At 43.2% G+C, this 2,942-nt stretch carries 2 protein-coding genes and 1 pseudogene; all 3 read left to right on the plus strand.

The annotated features are described in order from the left end of the window. Positions 1–262: pseudogene (locus tag ACFVSH_RS24850) on the plus strand (nickel pincer cofactor-dependent isomerase, group 22); the annotation flags it as partial. A 64-nt stretch (positions 263–326) separates the two neighbouring features. Next, on the plus strand, positions 327–2,531 hold the full coding sequence (locus ACFVSH_RS24855) for a dihydroxy-acid dehydratase domain-containing protein (protein WP_387599112.1): 2,205 nt from the start codon (positions 327–329) through the stop codon (positions 2,529–2,531). A 62-nt stretch (positions 2,532–2,593) separates the two neighbouring features. Continuing rightward, positions 2,594–2,942 (plus strand): IclR family transcriptional regulator (locus ACFVSH_RS24860; protein WP_387708417.1); only part of this gene is annotated, 349 nt, incomplete at its 3' end.

Here is a 2,942-nt window from a genome sequence, read left to right on the forward strand (position 1 = left end):
GGAAAAAGGCTATGCCAATGCACTCACTAGCACAGTTACAGATGTAGTAAAGCTCCCGATGTTTTTAGATACGCAGGAATTAGCTGTTAAAGCTGCTATCAAAACGTGCAATGCCTTCAATTTGAATAAAGTCAGAGTGGTAAGAATAAAAAACACGCTTGAAATCGGTGAAATTTGGATTTCTGAAAGCATGATGGAGGAAGCTTTAAAAAACAAAAATATAGAGCTCCTTTCAGAACCAGAGGAATTGGCACTAGACTAAAAACCTTCGTTAATATTTTTAGAGAATGGAAGAATCCATTTGAAATCAGAAAAGGAGTGCTGAAATGACACACCTATATCCACTAATTGATAACGAAATAAACCCTTACCGCGATAATGTGCAGGGAAAAGCAAATGAACCCATTACGGTTGCGGGTCTGTTGGACCGTTCGAAGCTGACGCTTGGCTCCACATATGAAGGGGGGAAGCCTGATTGGACGCTTGAAGAAATTTATATGCGGCTCGAGAGGAATGCCCCGCGTATCGCAATTATCGGTGGTTCGTCCGATCATCCGGCCCACATAATGGATTACCAAACGTCGGCACGGGCAGCAATCCGCATCTGGCAAAACGGCGGCGTGCCGTTTCATTTCTCGACACCGGTAATGTGTGATGGAACTGCGCAAAACAATCAAGGAATGAGTTACTCTCTCCAGAGCCGAAACGCGGTTGCACAAATGGTTGTAAACCAGCTAGAAGCTCACAGTTATCATGGTGCATTCGTCATTCAAGGGTGTGATAAGCAGCCTCTTGGTGTTGTAAGCGCACTCGCACATGTTGATCGTGTTCGCCGAAACCGTGGTGAAGCCCCCTTTTTCGCAACATTCGCACCTGCTCACGTATTAGAAGGCGGTTCGATTCCAGCTGACGTGATTGAGGAATTGGAAACTCTTGCGAAAAAAGCGGAAAGTAAAGGAGCTACTGATGTAGCGGTTGATTTACGAGATACGATGGCATATATATTGCAATGTTCATCGAATACTGCATTCCAGGGTGTGTTTGAACGGGCGTATGAACGAGGAATATTGACGAGGGAACAGCATAAATATTTTGAAATGAGACTTGCTGTCGCAACATGTGACGGGCAGGGAGGTGTATGTGCTTTCAATGGAACGGGGAATAGTTCACGTCATTTAGTTGCAGGCATGGGTCTTGTTCATCCAGCCGTGGAGCTGTTAACCGATCCACCAACACAACGCCAGATTAACTCGGTGCTTGATAGTTTTGCAGGCATGATAAACGAAGAGCGTTACGGCGTGGCCAACATTGTCGCTGCGAACATAAAAAATGCAATCCGTATTCACAGCGCTTCGGGTGGTTCTACTAACTTAATGATGCATATTGTCGCCGGCATGCTTTATGCAGGATTCAAATTCAGCTTATGGGACCTTGACCGCATTCATCATTCCCATCCAATTCCTGACTTATTTGATTACAGTTTGACAGAGGGAAGAGACATTTATTCACTTGCGATGCAATGTTGCAGTGGGACAAGCAGGGGAATGGAAACACTTTTTTATGAACTTATCGAGAATGGTGTACCAATGGATCAGGATGCGCCGACTGTCGCAGCAAAAACCTGGAAAGAACGTCTTGCGATTACAAGTAGCCTAAAAGCGGTTAATGTAAAGAAAAATCAGGTCATTTTATCCAATCCACGCCGTGGATTCAGCGGTGTTGATGTATTAAAAGGAAACTTCTTTGAAAGCGCGGTTGTAAAAATCAGCGGAATGCCGACACCACAGCTTGACCAATTCGATGATAAGCTGGCATTTGTCCTTTATTACGAAAATGAGGATGATGCAAATAAAAGCCTGCTCGATTCAAATCTGCTTTCAAAAATAAAAGAGCAAAAGCTTTTCGGACATAATTTATTGCTCGAGTCTCTTAAATACAACAATGAGCCGGAATGGTCTCTTCTAAAAAATGCTTCCTATGGGGAGTTATTTGACAGGATGGTTGAAGAAGGCACATTGAAAATTGCGGTCATTATCTCAGGGCAGGGGCCAGTAGCATTCGGAATGCCGGAAATGTTTACACCAATGCAACACATCAATGCAAATCGCGTTATGAAAAAAATCGCTACAATCATTAGCGACGGCCGCTATTCAGGAGTCACATATGGTGCTGCTATAGGACATATGACACCGGAATCATATGAAGGCGGCGGCATTGGTTTACTAAAATCAGGGGATGTAATTCACCTTCAGCTTCGTGATCGACGGATTGATTTTGTGGATGCCACTCAACTTCATTCAGGAAAGGTTGTTCATGATTTTGCGGATCATTTTATAGAAGAAAGACAATCATTGGCAACTGAACGCAAGCAGCGGATGAAAGTTAGACAAAAAATGGTTGCGGCCAGCAACAGGATGTTTGGACATACAGATGCTGCAAATGGTGTTGTTCCAATCGCTGTCATTGAGGATGCGGTCCTTGATTATGAACAGGATGTCTTACTCCAAGGAAAAAAAGTTGAAATAAAGTGAGGAATGCTCGTCATAAATCCGATAAGATAAAGGTAGACAGATTATAAAAGGAGTGAGGAACGATGCCTATCATCCAATCGGTGGAGCGTGCCTTGAAAATATTGGATTTATTTGATGAGCGTGAGCGCGAACTAACTATCACAGAGATAAGCAAGCGAATGAATTTACATAAAAGTACGGTTCATTCACTATTAAAAACCTTACAGGAGCATCACTATATTTCACAAGGCGAAGAAAATGGAAAATACTCGTTAGGATTAAAGCTATTGGAGAGGGGAAGCGTTGTTGTGACCCATCTCGATTTGCGCAACGTAGCAAGAAAACATCTTGAATGGCTTTCAGCAACAACGAATTTAACTCTGCACCTTGTCATATTAGACGGGCAGGAAGGTGTTTATGTCGATAAAGTGG

Source organism: Peribacillus sp. NPDC058002, assembly GCF_042886655.1.
GTDB classification, from domain to species: domain Bacteria; phylum Bacillota; class Bacilli; order Bacillales; family DSM-1321; genus Peribacillus; species Peribacillus aracenensis.